The 19,066-nt window shown below is 74.3% G+C and carries 14 protein-coding genes; 4 read left to right on the top strand and 10 right to left on the bottom strand.

What is annotated here, in order from left to right; genetic code table 11:
* Nucleotides 1-46: 46 nt before the first annotated feature.
* From AC24HA_RS08145 to AC24HA_RS08115, 7 genes are all read right to left on the bottom strand, one after another.
* A complete protein-coding gene (locus AC24HA_RS08145) occupies nucleotides 47-1,444 on the bottom strand; it encodes an MFS transporter (protein WP_425709095.1) in 1,398 nt (465 codons plus the stop codon).
* A gap of 109 nt (nucleotides 1,445-1,553) precedes the next feature.
* A complete protein-coding gene (gene holA / locus AC24HA_RS08140; RefSeq protein ID WP_425709096.1) occupies nucleotides 1,554-2,531 on the bottom strand; it encodes a DNA polymerase III subunit delta in 978 nt (325 codons plus the stop codon).
* Nucleotides 2,532-2,628: 97 nt separating this feature from the next.
* Entirely contained in the window at nucleotides 2,629-3,249 is a 621-nt protein-coding gene (locus AC24HA_RS08135; protein ID WP_425709097.1) for a septum formation family protein, read from the bottom strand.
* A 328-nt stretch (nucleotides 3,250-3,577) separates the two neighbouring features.
* On the bottom strand, nucleotides 3,578-4,279 hold the full coding sequence (locus AC24HA_RS08130) for a septum formation family protein (protein WP_425709098.1): 702 nt from the start codon (nucleotides 4,277-4,279) through the stop codon (nucleotides 3,578-3,580).
* A 167-nt stretch (nucleotides 4,280-4,446) separates the two neighbouring features.
* Complete coding sequence (locus AC24HA_RS08125; protein ID WP_425709099.1) at nucleotides 4,447-5,034, bottom strand: septum formation family protein; 588 nt, start codon at nucleotides 5,032-5,034, stop codon at nucleotides 4,447-4,449.
* 158 nt (nucleotides 5,035-5,192) lie between these two features.
* Nucleotides 5,193-7,676: a ComEC/Rec2 family competence protein gene (locus AC24HA_RS08120; protein ID WP_425709100.1), complete on the bottom strand. Its 2,484-nt coding sequence runs from the start codon at nucleotides 7,674-7,676 to the stop codon at nucleotides 5,193-5,195.
* A gap of 64 nt (nucleotides 7,677-7,740) precedes the next feature.
* Nucleotides 7,741-8,724, bottom strand: coding sequence for a ComEA family DNA-binding protein (locus tag AC24HA_RS08115; RefSeq protein ID WP_425709101.1), 984 nt, complete (start codon nucleotides 8,722-8,724; stop codon nucleotides 7,741-7,743).
* A gap of 106 nt (nucleotides 8,725-8,830) precedes the next feature.
* On the opposite strand from AC24HA_RS08115, the gene AC24HA_RS08110 reads away from it, so the two are divergent.
* Nucleotides 8,831-10,804 carry a helicase HerA-like domain-containing protein gene (locus AC24HA_RS08110; protein ID WP_487563595.1) on the top strand — a complete coding sequence of 658 codons (1,974 nt, stop codon included), beginning with the start codon at nucleotides 8,831-8,833 and terminating at the stop codon, nucleotides 10,802-10,804.
* Nucleotides 10,805-10,969: 165 nt separating this feature from the next.
* Here AC24HA_RS08110 and leuS read toward each other — a convergent pair whose 3' ends face one another.
* The gene (gene leuS / locus AC24HA_RS08105; RefSeq protein WP_425709103.1) at nucleotides 10,970-13,846 is read right to left on the bottom strand and encodes a leucine--tRNA ligase; all 2,877 of its coding nucleotides are present in this window, start codon (nucleotides 13,844-13,846) and stop codon (nucleotides 10,970-10,972) included.
* A 155-nt stretch (nucleotides 13,847-14,001) separates the two neighbouring features.
* Entirely contained in the window at nucleotides 14,002-14,514 is a 513-nt protein-coding gene (locus tag AC24HA_RS08100; RefSeq protein ID WP_425709104.1) for a MarR family winged helix-turn-helix transcriptional regulator, read from the bottom strand.
* 100 nt (nucleotides 14,515-14,614) lie between these two features.
* Here AC24HA_RS08100 and AC24HA_RS08095 point away from each other — a divergent pair, with 100 nt between their 5' ends.
* Entirely contained in the window at nucleotides 14,615-15,064 is a 450-nt protein-coding gene (locus tag AC24HA_RS08095) for an HIT family protein (RefSeq protein WP_425709105.1), read from the top strand.
* Between the two features lie 139 nt (nucleotides 15,065-15,203).
* Here the strand turns inward: AC24HA_RS08095 and AC24HA_RS08090 are convergent, their stop codons facing one another.
* Complete coding sequence (locus AC24HA_RS08090; RefSeq protein ID WP_425709106.1) at nucleotides 15,204-16,556, bottom strand: GntP family permease; 1,353 nt, start codon at nucleotides 16,554-16,556, stop codon at nucleotides 15,204-15,206.
* Nucleotides 16,557-16,642: 86 nt separating this feature from the next.
* Here AC24HA_RS08090 and AC24HA_RS08085 point away from each other — a divergent pair, with 86 nt between their 5' ends.
* Together AC24HA_RS08085 and AC24HA_RS08080 are read left to right on the top strand one after the other, a co-directional pair.
* Entirely contained in the window at nucleotides 16,643-18,256 is a 1,614-nt protein-coding gene (locus AC24HA_RS08085; RefSeq protein ID WP_425709107.1) for a sensor histidine kinase, read from the top strand.
* Nucleotides 18,249-18,938, top strand: a complete 690-nt coding sequence (locus AC24HA_RS08080; RefSeq protein WP_425709108.1) for a response regulator — start codon at nucleotides 18,249-18,251, stop codon at nucleotides 18,936-18,938. Before AC24HA_RS08085 ends, AC24HA_RS08080 begins: the two co-directional genes overlap by 8 nt.
* The last annotated feature ends 128 nt before the right edge of the window (nucleotides 18,939-19,066 follow it).

Genomic DNA, 19,066 nt, shown 5'->3' with positions numbered 1-19,066 from the left:
GTCGGCCCGTCTCCTCTCGCCGGCTCACCCGGCGCGTCCCGTCCCGTCACTCGAGCGCCTGACCCCGCTTCTCCGCCAGCAGCAGGGCACCGACCGCGGCGAGCGCGAACGCGACGGCGAACACCGTGAACGCCAGGGCCGCACCGCCGGCTCGCAGGAAGAAGGGGACCGCGAACGGGGCAGCGATCGACGCGAGGCGTCCGAACCCGGCGGCCCAGCCCGCACCCGAGCCCCGCACGACGGTCGGGTACATCTCGGGCGTGACCGCGTACAGCGCGCCCCACGCACCGAGGCAGAAGAACGACAGCAGGCAGCCCGCCGCGATGATCTGCCACGGGTCCTCGGCCAGCGAGAAGAGCCCGGCGGCCAGTCCGGAGCCCACGAGGAACGAGGCGAGCGTCGCGCGCCGCCCCCAGGTCTCGATGAGGATCGCTGCAGCCGCGTAGCCGGGCAGCTGCGCGAGCGTGATGATGACGACGTAGCCGAAGGACCTGGTCAGTGAGCCGCCGTCGGCGCTGAGGATCGTCGGCAGCCAGGTGAACGCGCCGTAGTAGGCGAAGTTGAGGAAGAACCACGCCATCCACAGGCCGATCGTGCGCCGCCGCAGGCGCCCCGCGAAGAGCGAGGCGACGCCCGGACGCAGGTGCTCGTCCTCGGGCGCGGGTTCCGGCTCGAGGATCGCCGCCGACGCCCGCGCCCGCCCCCGGCCCATGTTCATCGGCGGCGAGTCCTCGAACTGCCGGACCGCGGCCTCCGCCTCGGCGTCACGGCCACGGGCCTCGAGGAAGCGCACGGACTCGGGGATCCTGGCGCGGACGTACAGCGCGTACACGGCGGGGACGGCGCCGATCGCGAGCGCCCACCGCCAGCCGGAGTCGTACTCGGCAACGATGAAGTAGCCGATGAGCGCGGCGAGCAGCCAGCCGACGGCCCAGAACGCCTCGAGGACCACGATGACCCGGCCGCGGATCCGGGCCGGCGAGTACTCGGAGACGAGCGTCGAGGCGACGGGGAGCTCCGAGCCGAGGCCGAGCCCGACCACGAACCGCAGCACGACGAACAGCGCCAGCGAGCTCACCAGCGCCGAGGCTCCCGTGGCGAGCCCGTAGACGAGCAGCGTGAGCGCGAACACGGTGCGCCGGCCGATCTTGTCGGCGAGGAGACCGCCGAAGGACGCCCCGATCGCCATGCCGGCGAAGCCCATCGACAGCGCGAGGCTGATCTCGCCGTCGCTGAGGTGCCACTCGCGCGCGAGCGCGGCGATGACGAACGAGATCATGCCGACGTCCATCGCGTCGAGCGCCCAGCCGATGCCGGACCCGGTGAGGAGCCGCGTGTGCCGTCGGGTGAACGGCAGGCCGTCGAGGCGCTCCGAGCGTGTCTGCGCGGGGCGTCGCCCGTCGGACTCGCCGCGTCTGGGCCCGGCCCCCGTGGGGTCGACCATCGAGTGTCCCTTCCCCCGGGATCGATCGGTCCCGGAACCCCGACAACCTACTCCGCGACGACCGTGGGGTGCGCCGCAGCGCCTACGGACGGTCAGCGCCTGAGGACGGTCAGCGGCTGCGCGCCTCGGCGATCCTGCGCACCGCCCGCTCGGTGGCGAACACCGGGTCGCGCGAGAGGCCCTTGACCTCGGCGTCCGCGGCGGCGACCGCGCTGATCGCCGCGGCCAGGCCGTGCGGCGTCCATCCCGCGAGGTCGCGCCGCGCACGGTCGGCCTGCCAGGGCGCGAGCCCCTTGGGAGCACCACCACCCCTCGACGCCGAGACGATCGCCATCGTCCGCAGCTTCGACGCGAGCGCCGCGACGACGGGCACGGGCCCCGTCCCCGTGGCGACGGCGTGCCGCAGCAGCGCGATGGCGGGCCCGAGGCGGCCGGCCACGGCGGCGTCGGCGACCTCGAAACCGGTCGCCTCCACCCGTCCCGCGTGGAACCGCCGCACCTGCTCGGCGGTGATGTCGCCGCCCGAGTCGGCGAGGAGCTGGGCCACCGAGGAGACGAGCTCCGCGACGTCGGAACCGAGCGCGTCCACGAGGTCCTTCACGGCCCCCGGCTCGATGCGCCCCCGTGCGCGACGCACGTCGGCCCGGACGAGGTCGGCCTTGTCCGAGTCCCGCTTCAGGGCCTCGCACCGGACGACCGGGTGCCCGGCCGCGGCCACGGCGTCGAGCAGCTTCTTCCCCCGCGTGCCGGTGTGGTGGCGCATGAGCAGCACCACGTCGGGGGCCGGGTCCTCGAGGTAGGCGAGCGCCTCCTCGAGCAGCGCGTCGGTCATCGCCTCGAGGTGCTCGACGTGCACGAGCCGTGGCTCGCCGAACAGCGAGGCGCTCGTGAGGAGCAGGAGCCGGCCCTTCTCGTAGGCCGCGGCGTCGATGCGGGTGATCTCGACGTCGGGGTCGCTCGCGCGGACCTGGTCGATCACGGCCCGCTCGGCGCGCTCGGCCAGGACCGCCTCGGGCCCGCGCACGAGGACGACCGGGGCCGGCTGGACGGTCTCCCAGGTCAGGTTCGCGGAGCGGCGGGCAGGCACGGGTCCACAGTGCCACGGCGCGCCCACCTCGGGCCCGCGTCGTCCACCGGCCCGGCGGATCCGGGTACCGGGTCGGCCGCGGCGGAGGTGCCCGCGGTCAGCGCTCCGACTGGAAGGCCGAGCCCTGGACGTCGTTCTCGGTGGTGAGCAGGCACAGGACCTCGGTGTCGTCGTCGTCCTCCCAGGTCGCGCGCGACGGCGTGAGTGCCGCGACGGAGTACGTCCCCTCGCTGTCCTCGCCACCGAGGTAGGCCGCGAGCTGGGAGTCGCACTGGCTGGTGGCCTCGGAGTCGACGACGTCGTCGCCCGGGTAGTCGCCGCTGGGCAGGTTGAAGGTGTAGAAGACCTCGGCGCGGTGGGCGCCGTCGCAGGAGATCGGCGAGCCGGGCTCGGGCGCCGTCAGGCACTGGCCGGGGTCGGCGGTGAACACTCCGTCCGCACCCGTGACGGGGTCGCCCATGTCGAAGTCCTCGAGCGAGAGCTCCGGCACCCGGGTCGGCATCCCCGTCTCGTCCTCGCCGCCGGACTGCGTGGTTGCCTCCTCGGTCGGGGCCTCCGGCTCGACGGGCGCGATCGTGATGTCCTCCGCGTCGCCGCCCGCCCCCGGCGCGCCGTCGTCCGTGCCGCGTCCGCACGCCGCGACGAGCAGCCCCGCGATCGCGACGACGGCGAGGCGTCGGCCGGTCGTGCGGTCTCCGTACGGTGGTCGTGCAGGCATGCGTCGTTCCTCTCGTCCGCCGGTCGGCCCGGCATCGGCCCCACAGGGTACGCACCCGGGCCGCCCGCACGACCGAAGTGCCCGACGCGACCGACGCGCTCGAGGCGCCCGCACCACCGAGGTGCCCGACGCGACCGACGCGACGCACGCGACCGGCCGAACGCGACGGAGGTGCCCGTCGCGACGGAGGTGCCCGTCGCGACGGACGTGCCCGGCCAGGCGCACGCGACCGGGGGCCGGCGCTGTGCGCCGGCCCCCGGAAGGTTCAGGTGCTCAGGACCTGGCCAGGGCCAGAGCCGTCGGGACCACGACGGTCCCGACGAGACGATCAGCCGTTGCTCTGGTAGCCGGAGCCGGTGGTGAGCTCGGCGGACTCGAGCATGCAGATGACCTCGGTGTCGCCGGCCTGGTCCCAGGTGGTCTGCGAAGGGCTCAGGGCGAACATCGCGTACTCGGAGTCCTCGGGGGCGCTGCCCACGTAGGCCTCGAAGTTCTCCTCGCAGGTGGCCTGCGCCTCCTCGCTGACGACGTCCTCGCCCGGGAACTCGTCGGCCTCGATGTTGTAGGTGTAGAACACCTCGAGGTCGTGCTCCTCGTCGCAGCTGATGATCTCGTCGGTCGCCACGCTGTCGAGGCACTCGCCCGGGTTCGCGGTGAACACCCCGGGTGCGCCCTCGCCGTTGTCGAACTCGGACAGGTCGGCGGACGCGCCGGTGTCGCCACCGTCGGTCCCCTCGCTCTCGTCGTCCTCCGACCCGCCCTCGGTGTCGCCACCGGTGCCGGCGCCGTCCGACCCGCCCTCGGTGTCGCCACCGGTGTCGCCGCCGTCGGACTCACCCTCCGTGTCGCCACCGGTGTCACCACCGGTGTCACCATCGGTGCCGCCGCCGTCCGGCGTCGACGGCTCCGACTCCTGCTCGGGCGGGGCGACGGGCTCGTCGTCCCCACAGGCCGCGAGGCCGAGTGCGAGGAACGGCAGGGACGCCACCAGGGCCATCTTGCGTCGTGCGGTCGTGGTCGTGCGCTGCATAGGAACCTCCAAGAGTCCGGGTGAACATCATGCTCACCGCACCGGGGGGCGGTGCTGAGGGAAGACGTTAGACCCGCAGGCACCCACCACCGCACCACATCCGATGGGAAGTGCTCCCCCCGAGAGATCTCCCCGGGTCCGCCGGGGGCCTCCCGTGTCCGTCGGGCTCAGGCGACGAGCTCGGCCGAGCGGAAGGCCGAACCCGTCGTCGGCTCGCTCGAGGTGAGCAGGCAGATCACCTCGCGGTCACCGGCGTCCTCCCAGGTCGTCGGGCTGGGGACGAGCCAGCTGAGCCCGTACCCGGACGCCTCGGGGGTCGTTCCGACGTAGGCGCCGAACCTCTCGAGGCACGCCTCGGTGTCGAAGCCGTCGTGCGGGAACTCGGTCTCCTCCACGGTGAACGTGTAGTAGACCTCCGCCTGGTGCGGGTGGTCGCAGGGGACGACCCGCGTGTCGTCCGAGCTGATGAGACAGTCCCCGGGGGCTGCGGTGAAGATGCCCGGCGCGCCGTCGCCGTGGTCGAACTCGCCCGGGTCCGGGCGCCGGTCGGACGGGCCCGGGTCGTCCTCGTCCTCGGGCAGGTCGGTGCTCGGGGTACGCGGGCCGGTGGGCTCGGGCGGCAGGTGCTCCCCGGCGTCGGGCGGGAGGAGACGGTCCGGGCCGAACCCGATCGCGCCGGTGTGGGCACCGAGGGCGAGCACTCCGATCACGAGGCACGCCACGACGGCGAGGGCTGCGGCACGGATGCGTGTCATCGCTGCTCCTCGGCGCCGTCGGTGGACGAGCGATCCGCGCCCCGCGCGGTCGTCGGTGGTCCGCCCAGCGTATTCGTCTGCATCGGAACGGTCCTCCCCGGTCGCGGGGAGGCCTGCCCGGTCACGGGGAAACCTGCCAGGTCCGGTCGCAGCGCCGCTCACCCGCACCCGACGAGCGTGAGCGAGCCCCCGGACCCAGGGACGAGCCACAGGTCGCCGCACTCGTCGGTGCGCGCCACGCGTGCACCGACGGCGGACCAGGTCTCGACGGCCCGCGGCGCGGGGTGCCCATGGTCGTTGTCCGCCCCGGAGGACACGAGCGCCACCACCGGTGACGTGACCTCGGCGAGTGCGGGGTCCAGGTTGCCCGAGCCGTGGTGCGGGACCACGACGATGTCGACGCCGGACGGCGCACGCTCGACCAGCACGCGGGCGAGCCTGCCCTGCCCCGCCTCCTCCAGGTCACCGGCGACGACGAGACGAACGTGGGAGTCCGGCTCACCGGTGTCGCCACCGCCACCGCCACCGGCCCGTGCCGCCGGCAGCTCGACGAGCAGCGCCATCGACGACTCGTTGACCGCGGACGAGTCGTCCGGCGAGGCGCGCGTCCCGACCCGCGGCAGCAGCACCTCGGCGGTGACGCCGCGCCAGTCGAGCTCCGCCCCCGTACCGACCTCGCGAACCCGGGCCGTGGCTCCCGAGTCCGCTACCGCCTCGAGGGCATCGGCCAACGGGCTCGCGCCGTCGACGGCCGGCACGAGGATCTCGTCGACCTCCGCCACGTCGAGCACCGCCGGAAGGCCCGCGGTGTGGTCGGCGTGGTCGTGGGTGAGGACCACGGCGTCGAGCGTGTCGACCTCGGCGTCGGCCACGCACGTCGCCGCCGAGCCGTCGGCGTCACCGGTGTCGACGAGGACGGCGGATCCCTGCCCGGTGCGGACGAGCAGCGCCGAGGCCTGGCCGACGTCGCACTGGCGGACGACCCAGCCCTGCGGCGAGCCCGCTCCCGGGGCGGTCGGGGCGACCGAGACGATGCCCGGGGCGACCATGACGACGACGAGCGCCCGTACCCGCGCCCCCGTCGTGGCGGTGCGCGCGACGGCGACGCAGCAGAGCACCGTGCAGGCGGCGAGCAGGACGACGCCGAGCGCGCCGCCCGGCCACGGGACCGTCGCGGCCGGGGCGCCCGCCAGGGTCAGTGCCACCCAGGCGATCCACGCGGTGTGCCAGGACGCGACCGTGGCGAGGGCGTGCGCGGCATCGGCGGACAGGGGCGACACCAGTGCGGCCCCGAGCCCGAGGACGGTCGCGCCCGGTACGGCGGGGGCGGCGAGCACGTTGGCGGGCACGGCCGTCATCGCGAGCCGTGGGTCCAGGAGCGCGAGCACCGGAGCGCAGGCGAGCTGCGCGGCCGCCGGGATCGCGAGCCCGTGCGCGAGCCACCGTGGCACCCCTGCCGAGAGCAGCCGGGCGAGCGGTCGGGCGAGCAGGATGATCGCGGCCGTCGCTCCGGCCGAGAGCACGAGCCCGTAGGACCTGGCCAGGGCCGGGTCGGCGAGGAGCAGGACGACCACGGCGGTCGCTAGCGCCGGAAGTGCGCGCGCCGGTCGGCCGAGCAGCCCGGCGAGCAGCACGACACCCCCGGTCGCTCCTGCACGCAGCACCGACGGCTCGGGCCGGACAAGGACGACGAGAGCGACGACGACCGCGGGCCCGATCAGGGCGGCGAGCCGCGGGCGGCCACGGCCGACGATGCCGAGCACCGCGGCCAGGACGAGGGAGACGTGCGCTCCGCTGACCGCCGTGAGGTGGGTGAGCCCCGTGACCCGTGCGGCGTCCTCGAGGTCGGCGGGCAGGGCGCGATCGTCGCCGAGCGCGATGCCCGGCACCAGGCCGCGCGCCTGCGGCGGGAGCGTGTCGGTGGCGCCCCTCAGTCCTTCCCGCAGCACGTCCACGGCCCCCAGGGCGCCCGTCGGCGGCGCGGTCTCGCGCACCGGGTCGTCGGCGAAGATCAGGGCGACCTCTGCCTCCGCGCGTCCGGTGGGCCGTGCGTCGCCGACGACCTCGACGGTCGCGCCGACCCGCAGCCGGTGCTCGCCGGGCGGCGCGAGGACGAGGACCGTGCCCCCGGCGTCCGCGGGCGCGGGGTCCCGGGCGGACGCAGGCTCCCGCGCGGGCGCGACCGTGCGGAGGTCGAGGACGAACCGTTCCTGGCCCCGGCCTGCCGTGTCGGGGTCACCGAGCACCACGCCCTCGACGACGACCTCCGACCCCTCGGCAGCGAGCAAGGTCAGCGGGTGCGCCTCACGGTCCGCGTGGTGGAACGTGACCACCGCGAGGGCGGTGGCGAGGCCGCCGAGCACGAGCGCCACCTGTGGCACCCACGAGGCAGCCAGATAGCCCCGGAGCCGCAGCGCGACCAGCAGGGCGACCAGGGCTCCCGTGCCCGAGAGAAGGCCGGCGGTCGCCACGACGGAGGTCGGCGCGCCGAGCCCGATACCGACGGCCGCCCAGGTCGCCAGTGCGAACGGGACCAGCCGGATGTCGTGCGGGTCCGCCGGCCGGTGCCCGGCAGGGTCGAAGTCTCGGCTCGCGGCAGGGTCGATGTCTCGGCTCCCGGCGGGGTCAGCCGTACGGTGCACCCCCGACCCCGACGAGCCCGTCAGACGATGCGCAGAGGAGCCGGCCGGCCTGGCTCGTGCGTGCTCAGACCGTGACGAGGTCACGCAGCTGGTCCATGAGGACGGGACCGATCCCGGAGACGTCCTGCAGCTCCTCGACGGAGACGAAGGCGCCGACCTGCTCCCGATGGGCGACGATGCGGCCCGCGAGCGCCGGCCCGATCCCCGGCAACGTCTCCAGCTCGCCCGGCCCCGCCGTGTTGAGGTCGATGGGCTGCGCGCCGTCGGCCGCCCCGACCGGTCCAGCCCCGCCCGTGGCGTCCCCGCCCGTGGCACCCGAGCTGTCCCCCGCTCCCGGCGGCGCGCCCTGCGCTCCGGCCGGTGGCTCGCGCGGCTCCTCGCCCTCCACGGGCACGTACACCTGCTCGCCGTCCACGAGCGGGCGGGCCAGGTTGACCGACATGAGATCGGCCTCGGCTCGGGCGCCACCCACGGCGTCGACCGCATCACCCACCCTGGAACCGGGAGCGAGGGAGACGACGCCCGGTCGGGCCACCGCGCCGGCGACGTGCACCACGACGTCGGTTCCGGCTCCGTCACCGGACCCGCCGACCGGTCCTGCGTTGTGCCCGATTCCGTCCGCGCCAGGGGCCGACGGGTCGCCGCCCACCGCGTCGGGGGCTCCGGGGTCGTCCTGCACGCCCGAGCCGGAGCGGTCCGGATCGGCGGCGCCCTCGTCCGCGGCGGCGACCCCAGCGTCGGCCCCGGCGCCCGCCGGGTCACTCCCAATCGCGTCTGCCGGTGAGCTCGCGGTCGCCTCCTCGTGCCCGCCGGCCGCGAGCTCCTCGCCCGGACCCGGGCGGGAGAGCAGGTGGCGAGCACCGAGCGCAGCAACGACGAGCGCGAGGATCACCAGCACCGCCACGACCGCCCGGCGCGAGGGCCAGGCGCGCACGGCCCGGCGCTCTCCCTCCTCGGGATCGACCTCGAGATGACCGGCCGCCGCGGTGTAGGCGACGCGCGTGAGGTCGCGCAGCCGCCGGGTCGCCTCGCTCCGCGCCGGGTCCATGCCAGGGACGCTAGGGAGCGGATCGGTACGACGTCGGCCGGGCACCGCGCGGCTGTGGATGCGGGCGCTGAACCTATCGGTGTGGACCGGGGTTCGCCGTCGCGCGATGGGGTGTCGCGCCGCCGACGCGCTCTACGCTGTCCCCGTGACGGACACCACGGACGACAGCGCGTCGGTCGAGATCGCGCGCCTACGGGCAGAGGCGGCCCAGGCCGAGGCCGAGGCGGCGGAGGCACGGGCGGCGGCCGCCCGAGCAGCCCTCGAGGCGGCCCTCGCGGGCGAGGCCGGCGGCACGCCGGCCGGCACGACGCAGGGCAACGCGACGCAGGACGCCGTCACCGAGGCCGACGCCGGACCCGTCGCCACCACTCAGGCCGACACCACGCCGGGCAACGCCCCGCAGGCCGACGCCACGCAGGCCGCGGCCGCGCCGGCCGACGACACCCAAGCTGACGTCACCGAGACCGCCGCCCCGCAGGCCGCGCTCTCCGCCCACGCCGCCGAGATCCGCGACGGCTACGCGGCCGAGGGTGCCCTCCTGCCCGTGGGCGTGCTCCTGGAGGACGGCGCGCCGGTCCCGGACGTCCGCGTCGGCCTCCCGCTGGCGACCCTCAACCGGCACGCGCTCGTGGCCGGCGCCACCGGAACCGGCAAGACTCGCACCCTCCAGCTCATGGCCGAGGGCCTCTCCGCGGCGGGCGTCCCGGCCCTCGTCACGGACGTCAAGGGCGACCTCACCGGCCTGCTCCAGCCGGGCACGGGCGGCGAGAAGCTGCGCGAACGTACCGACCCGCTCGGCCAGGACTGGGCGGGTACGGGATTCCCCGTCGAGCTCCTCCGCGTGGGCGAGGGACCGGGCGCGGTCCCCGTCCGGACCACGGTCTCGGACTTCGGCCCGCTGCTGCTGGCCAAGGTCCTCGGCCTCAACGACACCCAGGAGTCCGCCCTCCAGCTGATCGTCCACTGGGCCGACACCGAGGGACTGGCGCTCGTCGACCTCGGAGACCTGCGCTCGGTCGTCGACCACCTGACGTCGGACGCCGGGAAGGAGGAGCTGCGCGGGATCGGCGGCATCGCCACCTCGACCGCCGGCGTCATCCTGCGTGAGGTCTCCGCGCTCGCGGCCCAGGGCGGCGAGGAGTTCTTCGGCGAGCCCGCCTTCGACACGGCCGACCTCCTGCGCACCGCGGCGGACGGGCGCGGCGTGCTCTCGGTGCTCCGGCTGCCCGACCTGCACCAGCGCCCCGCCATGCTCTCCACGTTCGTGATGTGGTTGCTCGCCGACCTGTTCGGCTCCTCCCCCGAGGTCGGCGACACCGACCGCCCCCGGCTCGTGTTCTTCTTCGACGAGGCCCACCTCCTCTTCGCCGACGCCTCGAAGGAGTTCCTCTCCCAGGTCGTCCGCACGGTCCGGCTCATCCGCTCCAAGGGCATCGGCATCGTCTTCGTCACCCAGTCGCCGACCGACGTTCCCGAGGCCGTGCTCGCCCAGCTCGGCGGCCGCGTCCAGCACGCGCTGCGGGCCCACACCCCCAAGGACGCCCGCGCGCTCAAGGAGGCCGTGACGACCTTCCCGACGTCGCCCTACGACCTCGCCGAGGTCCTCACCTCGCTCGGCACCGGCGAGGCAGTCGTCACGGTGCTCGCCGAGGACGGCGCGCCGACGCCGGTGGCCGTCACCCGGGTCCTCGCCCCCGCCGCCGTCATGGGACCCGCGGACGACGAGGCCGCCACCGCGGCCCTGGCGGCCTCTCCCCTGGCGGGTCGCTACGCCGAGCGGGTCGACCCGGAGTCCGCCACCGAGCTGCTCGCGGCTCGGATGGAGGCGTCCGCCCGTGCGGCGGCCGCCCAGGCCGAGGCCGAGCGGCTCGCCGAGGAGCAGGCGCGGATCGAGGCGGAGCGCCAGCAGGCCGACGACGAGCGCCTCGAGGAGATGGAGAAGGAGCTCGAGGCCGCCCGGCGCCGCGAGGAGCGCGAGGCCGAGCGGCGTGCCCGGCAGCGCGAATCGGTGCTCACCTCGATGGCGCGCACCGCCGGGACGTCGATCATCCGCTCGATCCTCGGCAACCGGCGCCGCTGAGCACCACCTGCCCGGCCAGGAGACCCGGCCGGCCCAGAGACCCGTCCCACGAGGAGACCCGGCCGACCGGGAGGCCCGTCCCACCAGGAGACCTGACCGTCCAGGAGGCCCGTCCGGCTACGGGCCCGTCCGGCTACGGGCCCGCCCGGCTACGGGCCCGTCCGGCTACGGGACGACGTTGACCAGGGACGGCGGGCGCACGATGACGCGCCGCGGCTCGGCGCCGTCGAGGTGCTTGACCACGGCCGGTTCGGCCAGCGCCAGCTCACGCAGCTCGTCCTCGCCGATCGACGCCGACACCTCGAGCTTCGCCCGCACCTTGCCCTTGACCTGCACGATCGCGGTCACCGTCTCCTCGACCAGCAGGTCGGGGTCCGCCTCGGGGAACGGCTCGTAGGCCAGCGACCCCGGGTGCCCGAGACGCTCCCACAGCTCCTCGGCGACGTGGGGGGCCATCGGCGCGAGCATGAGCACGAGCGGCTCGATCGCCGCGCGCGGCACCCGCTCCAGGGTCGTCAGATGGTTGTTGAGGACGATGAGCCGGGCGATGGCGGTGTTGACCCGCATGCCCTCCAGCTCGTCGGTGACCTCGGCGACGGTACGGGCCACGAGGCGGGCGGTCTCCTCGTCGGGCGCGTCGTCCGTGACGGTGACCTCCCCGGTGGTCTCGTCGATCGCGTTGCGCCACAGCCGCTGGAGGAAGCGCAGCGACCCGACGACCGCGCGGGTGTCCCACGGGCGCGAGTCGGCCAGCGGCCCCATCGACATCTCGTACAGGCGGAAGGTGTCGGCGCCGTAGGACGCGTACATCTCGTCGGGCGTCACCGCGTTCTTCAGGGACTTGCCCATCTTCCCGTACTCCTGGGTGACCGGCCGGCCCTGCCAGGTGAAGCCGGCGGTCTCGTCGCCCTCGACCTCGTCGGCCGGGACGTGCTGACCCCGGGAGTCGACGTACGCGTACGCCTGGATGTAGCCCTGGTTGAACAGCTCGTGGAACGGTTCCGAGCTCGACAGGTGGCCCAGGTCGAACAGGACCTTGTGCCAGAACCGCGCGTACAGCAGGTGCAGGACCGCGTGCTCCACGCCACCGACGTACAGGTCGGTGCCACCGACCCCGCCCTGCGTGCGCGGGCCCAGCCAGTACTCCTCGATCTCGGGGTCGACGAACCTCTCGGAGTTCGTGGGGTCCAGGTAGCGCAGCTCGTACCAGCACGAGCCCGCCCACTGCGGCATCGTGTTGGTGTCCCGGCGGTAGGTCTGCTCGCCGCGCCCGTCACCCAGGTCCAGGCGGACGTTCACCCACTCAGGCACGCGCCCCAGCGGGGGCTCGGGCGTGGAGTCGACGTCGTCGGGGGCGAAGGTCCGCGGCGAGTAGTCCGCGACCTCGGGCAGGTCGACGGGCAGCATCTCGTCGGGCAGCGTGTGCGCGACGCCGTCCTCGTCGTAGACGACCGGGAACGGCTCGCCCCAGTAGCGCTGGCGGGAGAACAGCCAGTCGCGCAGCCGGTAGGTCACCGCCTGCTCGCCCAGGCCCTTGTCGGACAGCCAGGTGGTGATCGTCGCCTTCGCGTCCTCGACCGTCATGCCGTCGAGGCTGATCTCCTCGTTCGCCGACGCCGTGACCAGGCCGTCTCCCGCCCACGCGCCACCCTCGTGGTCGGCCGGCGGCTCGACGGTGTGGATCACCGGCAGCTCGTAGGCCGTCGCGAACTCGAAGTCCCGCTGGTCACCGCCCGGGACCGCCATGATCGCGCCCGTCCCGTAGCCCATGAGCACGTAGTCGGCCGTGAACACCGGCACCCGGACGCCGTTGACGGGGTTCGTCGCGTACAGGCCGGTGAAGACACCGGTCTTGGTCCGCGCGTCGTCCGTGCGCTCGTCGTCGGTCCGCGCGGCGGCCTGGGCCCGGTACTGCCCGACGGCGGAGGCCGGGTCGGGCGCATCTGACGTCCACACCGCGGGGACGTCGGCGGGCCAGGCGGCCGGCAGCTCGCCGTCGAGCATCGGGTGCTCGGGCGAGACAACCATGAACGTCGCGCCGAACAGCGTGTCCGGACGGGTCGTGAAGACCTCCAACTCGCCGCGGCCGGGAACGTCGAAGCGCACGTTGGCGCCCTCGGAGCGCCCGATCCAGTTGCGCTGCATCGTCTTGACCTTGTCCGGCCAGTCGATGTGGTCCAGGCCCTCGAGCAGGCGGTCGCCGTACGCGGTGATCCGCATCGTCCACTGCAGCAGGTTGCGAGTGAAGACCGGGAAGTTGCCGCGCTCGGAGCGGCCGTCGGCCGTGACCTCCTCGTTCGCCAGGACCGTGCCCAGGCCCGGGCACCAGTTGACGGGCTGCTCGGAGACGTAGGCCAGCCGGTACCCGGCGACGACCTCGGCCCGCTCGACGTCGGTGAGGTCCGCCCAGGCGCGCCCGCCCGGCACCTCGCGCTCGCCGGACTCCAGCTGCGCGACGAGGTCGGCGACCGGCCGGGCGGAACCGGTGCCGCCGTCGGGCCGGACGTGGGTCGGGTCGTACCAGGAGTTGAAGATCTGCGTGAAGATCCACTGCGTCCAGCGCACGTACTCCGGGTCGGTGGTGGAGATCGATCGGCGCTCGTCGTGCCCCAGGCCCAGGCGCCGCAGCTGGCGGCGCATCGTCGCGATGTTCTCCTCGGTGGTGACCCGGGGGTGCTGCCCGGTCTGCACGGCGAACTGCTCGGCGGGCAGGCCGAACGCGTCGTAGCCGAGGGTGTGCAGGACGTTGTCGCCGCGCATGCGCCGGAACCGCCCCACGACGTCGGTCGCGATGTAGCCCAGCGGGTGCCCGACGTGCAGGCCCTTGCCCGAGGGGTAGGGGAACATGTCGAGGAGGTAGAAGCGCGGGCGGTCGGCGCGCGGACCGGCCAGCGGGCCGGTCGGGTTGTGCGCGTGGAACGTGCCCTCGGCCGCCCAGCGGTCCTGCCAGCGCTGCTCGATCTCGCCGGCCAGGGCCGCCGTGTAGCGGTGCGGCGGGGTCGAGTCGTCGGTGGGGTGCGCGGCGGTGGTCTCGGTCGTCATGGTCCTCAGCTCATCCGGTGTGGGGTGCTCGCCTCCGGGCAGAAAAAAACCTCCCGACATGGGAGGTCCGCCGCGCCGAGTCACCGGCCCGCGTGGGGCGGTGGACTGCTCAGCGCGGCCCGGGAAGGAGCAGCACGAAAGCCATGTCGGGCAGGTTACCACCGCCCTGATCGCCGAGAGCGCGGGTCGGCCGGGCGCGCCTCGGTCCGGACCTTGCGCAGGAGACGACGGAGCTCGCGCTGCTCGTCCTCGTCGAGGACGGACATCTCGGCGTGGATGGTCCGCACGTGCCGTCGCCCGACGGCGCGCTGCATCTCGAGCCCCTCCTCGGTGAGGACGAGGTTCGTCCCCCGGGCGTCGTTGACGGCGGGCGTGCGCCGGAGGTAGCCCTTGGCGGCCAGGCGGTCGGCCATCCGGCTCAGGCTCGGCTGGGCCATGAGGACCTGCTCGTTGAGGTCGCGCATGCGCAGGCTGCGGCCCGGCGCGGTGGCGAGGATGAACAGCACGTCGTACTCGGTCTTCGACAACGGCTGGAAGTCCCCGGACGCCTCGAAGGTGCGCATGAGGGTGACCTCGGCGCGCAGCAGCGCCTCCCAGGTGGAGCTGCTCAGGCGCATGCCCGTGTCCGGGGGCGCGTCGCCCCCGGCCGCGTCCCGCGTCGAGTCCACCCGTCGTATCCCTTCGCCGTCCCCGTGGCGCACCATAGTGCAGCGGTCCTGCGCGCCGTCGCCCGCAGCACGGGCACCGCCCAGGCCCTAGCCTGGCGGCATGGCCACCATCTTCTCCCGCATCATCGCCGGCGAGATCCCCGGGCGCTTCGTCTGGTCCGACGACCTGTGCGTCGCTTTCCTCTCGACCGGCCCCCACACCGAGGGGCACGCGCTCGTCGTCCCGCGCGCGGAGGTCGACAACGTGCTCGACGCCGACGAGGAGCTCGTCGCGCACCTCGCCGTCGTCGCTCGCCGCATCGGCGCGGCCCAGCGGGCCGCGACGGGTGCGCCGCGGGCGATGATCGTCGTCGCCGGGTTCGAGGTCCCGCACCTCCACGTGCACGTGTACCCGGCCTGGGACGAGACGGTGCTCGACCCCGCCGTCGCGCGGTCCGACGTCCCGGACGAGGAGATGGACGCCGCGGCCGAGCGCCTGCGCGCCGCCATCCGGGAGACCGGGTTCCCCGCGAACGTCCCCGCGGAGCCGGGCACCTCCCCGACCGTCTGACCCGGGCGGCGCAGAAGCGGCAGCCGCCCCGACTGGAGAGGCGTCCGCCCCGAGGGCGACACTCGTCCCGCCGGAGGCCCGACGCAGGCGCGGCGGCAGCGGGCGCCCACCCGTTGCCGCCACCACCGGAGCCCTCCGCCTAGCCGATGGGCACGAGGGACGCCCCGAGCACCGCCACGAGGGACACGACCGACGCGATCGAGGTGACCGTCGTCATCGTCTTGAGGGTGCCCTTCGTCGACAGGCCGAGCAGCGCCTTGAACAGCCAGAAGAAGTTGCTGTTGACCTGCAGCGCGAACAGCGAGCCGGACGCGATCGCCAGGCCGATGATCACCGCGGGCACCTCCAGGGTGCCGAGCACCGGGGCCACGATGCCGGCCGCCGCGATGGCGGCGACGGACACCGACCCGATCGCCAGGTGCATGAGGGCGGCGACGACCCAGGCCAGCAGGATGCTCACGATCACCGTGACGCCCTGCCCGACGGAGAACAGCCCGCCCAGGATCTCGGCCAGGCCGGTGGCCTCGATGACGGCCCCGAGCGAGCCGCCGACGCCGGTGACGAGCAGGATCTCACCGCTCGTGCGCAGGCCGTCGCCGACGGCGTCGTTGGTCCGCTCGGTCCCCACGACCACGCGGCTCATGACGAACGCCCCGAGCAGGCCCACGAACAGGGCGACGGTCGCGTCACCGATGAAGCTGACGACGGCGTTCTCCACCCCGGCCAGCCCGGCGAAGGCACCGAAGGCGATCATCAGCAGCGGCACGACGATGGGCGACAGTGCCAGCCACAGCGGGGGGCGCCGTTCGCCGTCGGCCTGCTCCTCGGCGGCGGCCTCCTGCTGCTGCAGCGCCTCGGACTCCTCCTCGTCGGTCGCGGGCCGCCACCAGCCGGCGCCCAGCATGCGGTGGAAGAGCCAGATCGTCCCGATCGCGGTGGCGGGACCGATGATGATGCCGTAGATGAGGTAGGTCCCCATCTCGACGCCGAGCAGGGAGACCACCGAGACCGCTGCCAGCCCGGGGACGACGAAGACGTAGCCGCAGAAGATGCCGGTGCCCAGGGCCCCGGCCAGCCGCGCGAGTCCGTGCCTGCCGACGAGCCCGGCCGACGACCGGGCCACGGGTGCGGCGAGGACCACCTGGACGTCGACGTAGATCGACGGGGCGATGGTGCTGAGCGCGACGCCGAGCGCGTACGGCAGGCGTCTGGCGGGCACGATCCGCACGAGCGCTTCGACCATGCTGCGGAAGGCGCCCATCCGGTTGAGCAGCGACCCCATGAGGACGCCGAAGCCGATGAGCAGCCCGATGTCGGCCATGATCTCGCCGAACCCGCCGGTGATCGCCCCCACCGTGCCGCCGAACCCTACCCCGGTGGCCAGCCCGAGGTAGAAGCTGCCGAGGACGAGGGCGATGACGGGATCGACCGTGAACCTGATGATCAGCAGGATGATCGCCACGATGGCGATCGCGGTGTGCACGGCTATCATTCCGACCTCCTTGTTCGGTGCCGCATCGGTGCGACGCCGGCCAAGGCTGCCGACCAGGTCCAGGGGGGTGCACGCTTGTGTTCACTATGTCCACGAGGACGCGCAGCGTCGCCACCGAGGTGCTGGTGGTGCTCAGCGTCGTCGCGGCGGTGATGATGGGTCTGTCGCTGGCGTCCGCGTACGACTATGCGCGGCGCGGCGTCGAGTCGACCGCGGCCACGAAGGTCACCACGGTGGCCGAGACGATCGCCGCCACCGACGACGTGGTGGAGGGTCTGGCCTCCCCCGACCCGGCCGCCGCGCTCGAGGAGGTCGTGGCGCGCGAGCTCGAGCGCACGGCCACCGACTTCATCGTCGTCATGGACCCCGACGGCACCCGGCACACCCACCCCACCGCGAACCTGGTGGGCGAGGAGTTCATCGGGAACATCGACGGGGCCAGGGCCGGCGGGATCGTCCTCGAGCAGTACACCGGCACGCTCGGACCCTCGACCCGCGCGGTGGTGCCGGTACTGCACGACGGCGAGGTGATCGGCCTGGTGGCGGTCGGCATCACCCGCGACCGCGTGGCGGACAACCTGCGCGACGTCCTGCCCCGGGTGCTGCTGACCGGCCTGGCCGCGGGTACGGTGGCCGCGGGAGCGGCCCTGGTCGTGGCCCGTCGGGTGCGCCGGGGGACGCTGGGGCTGGGCGCCGTCGAGCTGCGCCGCCTGCACGACCACCACGAGGCCGTGCTGCACGCGGTGCGCGAAGGACTGATCATCACCGACCGCGACGGGCGGGTCCAGGTCGCCAACGACGAGGCCCGGCGGCTGCTCGGGCTCGACGAGCAGGCAGTCGGACGGCCGGTCGACGAGCTGGACATCCCCTCGGACCTGGCGGGCATGCTGACCGGTGCCGACCGGCACGACGAGGCGCAGGTCCACGGGGGCCGGATCCTCCTGGTCTCCTCGGCCGAGGTCACCCGCGACGACGACCGGATCGCGACACTGACGACGCTGCGGGACCGCACCGAGCTGGAGGAGCTGACCGGCCAGCTGGGCACGGTGCAGAGCCTCGTCGACGCGCTGCAGGCACAGACCCACGAGGCGTCGAACCGGCTGCACACCGTCATCACGCTCATCGAGCTGGACCGCACCGACGAGGCCCTGCGCCTGGCCACCGAGGAGCTCCGGGCCACGCAGCACCAGCGCGACGCGATCAACGCCGCGATCGAGGAACCCGCGGTCGCCGCGCTGCTGCTCGGCAAGGTGGCCCAGGCCGCCGATCGGGGCGTCACCCTGGAGCTGGACCCGGACGCCCACCTGGCGGCGGGGCTGCTGCCACCCCGGCAGGCGGTCACCGTCCTGGGCAACCTCGTGGACAACGCGATCGACGCGGCGGCCGCCCTCCCGCCCTCCGCCGAGCGCAGGGTGGCGGTCGACATCCAGACGTCGCCGCGCGAGGTGCTGCTCACGGTGGGCGACACCGGGCCGGGGCTGACCGGCGAGGCCGCCGAGCACGCGTTCGACCGGGGCTGGAGCACGAAGGAGGGCCCGCACGCCGCCCGCGGTATCGGGCTGTCGCTCGTGCAGCAGACGGTCGGGTCGCTCGGCGCCCGCATGGTGGTGCACGACCCGCCGGGCGCCACCTTCGAGATCAGCGTCCCGGTGCCGGGTCGGGCGCCCGGGCAGGCGTCGAGGGGGGCCGACCGTGGATGACCTCCGCGTGCTGATCATCGACGACGAGGACGTCGCCGTCACCGGCCACAGCGAGTACGTACGACGCGTCCCCGGCTTCGCCGTGGCGGGCACCGCCTCGACGACGCAGGAGGCGCTCCGCTTCCTGGCCGGGACGCGGGTGGACCTCGTGCTCCTCGACCTCAACCTGCCGGACGGTCACGGCCTCGACATCGCGCGGGCGCTGCGGGCCGGCGGGCACCCGGCGGACGTCATGGCGATCACGGCGGCCCGGGAGATCGAGCTGGTGCGCGCCGCCGTCTCGCTCGGTGGGGTCGGGTACCTGCTCAAGCCCTTCACGTTCGCCGACCTGCGCGACCGGCTCGAGGCCTACCGCCGGTACCGGGAGGGGCTGGCGGCCGCGGACGCCGCCAGCCAGTCCGGCGTCGACTCGGTCTTCCGCGAGCTGCGCCGGCCGGTGCTGGCGACCGACAACGCCCCCAAGGGGCTCGTCGGCAGCGTGCTCGACCGGGTGATCGGTGTGCTGCGCGCGGGCGGACCGGAGGGGCTGTCCGCCTCGGAGGTCGGCGGTGAGGTCGACGTCTCCCGGGTCACCGCCCGTCGATACCTGCAGTATCTCGCCGACTCCGGCCGGGCCGACCGCGGGCAGCGCCTCGGCGGGAGCGGGCGGCCCGAGGTGACCTACACGTGGAGCGGGCCCTGAGCCGCCGGTCGGCTCGGGCCCTGAGCCGCCGGTCGGCTCGGGCCCTGAGCCGCCGGTCGGCTCGGGCCCTGAGCCGCTGGTCGCGGGCCGTCGCGCCGGCCCGCGACCGGCCCGCGACCGGCTCGCGA

Source organism: Georgenia sp. Z1491, from assembly GCF_057652395.1.
Note: the sequence above shows the minus strand (reverse complement) of the source record. Positions and strands in the feature narration are given on the sequence as shown.

Bases quoted from the DNA above. Each gene is read 5' to 3' on its own strand.
- AC24HA_RS08145 (WP_425709095.1), bottom strand. From the start codon at position 1,444: ATGGTCGACCCCACGGGGGCCGGGCCCAGACGCGGCGAGTCCGACGGG.
- AC24HA_RS08135 (WP_425709097.1), bottom strand. From the start codon at position 3,249: ATGCCTGCACGACCACCGTACGGAGACCGCACGACCGGCCGACGCCTC.
- AC24HA_RS08130 (WP_425709098.1), bottom strand. From the start codon at position 4,279: ATGCAGCGCACGACCACGACCGCACGACGCAAGATGGCCCTGGTGGCG.
- AC24HA_RS08125 (WP_425709099.1), bottom strand. From the start codon at position 5,034: ATGACACGCATCCGTGCCGCAGCCCTCGCCGTCGTGGCGTGCCTCGTG.
- AC24HA_RS08115 (WP_425709101.1), bottom strand. From the start codon at position 8,724: ATGGACCCGGCGCGGAGCGAGGCGACCCGGCGGCTGCGCGACCTCACG.
- AC24HA_RS08110 (WP_487563595.1), top strand. From the start codon at position 8,831: ATGGGGTGTCGCGCCGCCGACGCGCTCTACGCTGTCCCCGTGACGGAC.
- leuS (WP_425709103.1), bottom strand. From the start codon at position 13,846: ATGACGACCGAGACCACCGCCGCGCACCCCACCGACGACTCGACCCCG.
- AC24HA_RS08095 (WP_425709105.1), top strand. From the start codon at position 14,615: ATGGCCACCATCTTCTCCCGCATCATCGCCGGCGAGATCCCCGGGCGC.
- AC24HA_RS08090 (WP_425709106.1), bottom strand. From the start codon at position 16,556: ATGATAGCCGTGCACACCGCGATCGCCATCGTGGCGATCATCCTGCTG.
- AC24HA_RS08085 (WP_425709107.1), top strand. From the start codon at position 16,643: ATGTCCACGAGGACGCGCAGCGTCGCCACCGAGGTGCTGGTGGTGCTC.